At 70.6% G+C, this 752-nt stretch carries 1 protein-coding gene; it reads left to right on the top strand.

The genetic code is table 11. From position 1 onward, the window contains the following. Window positions 1-138: 138 nt before the first annotated feature. Window positions 139-752: MBL fold metallo-hydrolase (locus LPA54_RS33800; protein WP_228984520.1), on the top strand; the 614-nt coding region annotated here is incomplete at its 3' end.

Here is a 752-nt window from a genome sequence, read left to right as displayed (position 1 = left end):
GTGCCCCGACGCCGCTGTACCCCCTCTACCAGGACCAGTGGGGCCTTTCGTCGCTCGCCGTGTCACGAACCCGGACAGGGGCCTGCGGCGGCCCGCGCAACCGGCCTCTCCGCTGAAGAGCAAAGGAAAAGACAGACCATGCAGACGTCCTCGGACACCCCCGTCCCCTCCTGGGCCGTGGGCGACATCACCGTCCACCGCATCGACGAGACACCACTGCCGCCCGCGACCGGACCCTGGCTGCTGCCCGACGCCACTCCTCAGGTGGTGGCCGGCCAGGACTGGCTGCGCCCCCACTTCGCCGGCGCTGACGGCATCCTCCACATCGACAGCCACAGTTTCGCGTGCGTCGTGGACGGGCTGCGCGTACTCGTCGACACCGGCATCGGCAACGGCAAGGAACGGGCCAACCCGGCCTGGCACGACCTGCGCACCGACTACCCTGAGCGCCTGGCCGCCGCCGGCTTCCCGCCCGACTCCGTCGACCTGGTGATCCTCACCCACCTGCACGCCGACCACGTCGGCTGGAACACCCGGAAGGCGGACGGCGAGTGGGTTCCCACGTTCCCCGCGGCGCGCTACCTCACCGCACGCGCCGAAAGGGAGTTCTGGGCCGCGTACGACATGGAGGAAGCACGCCGTCAGATGTTCCGCGACTCGGTGATCCCGGTCGAGCAGGCCGGTCTGCTCGACCTGGTCGACGTCCCGGCCGAGGGCGTGCGGATCACTCCGGGCCTGCGTCTGGTCCCCAC

It is taken from the genome of Streptomyces sp. DH12, from assembly GCF_020873895.1.
In the GTDB taxonomy this organism is placed as follows: Bacteria; Actinomycetota; Actinomycetes; order Streptomycetales; family Streptomycetaceae; genus Streptomyces.
This window is presented reverse-complemented; position numbering and strand designations above follow the sequence as displayed.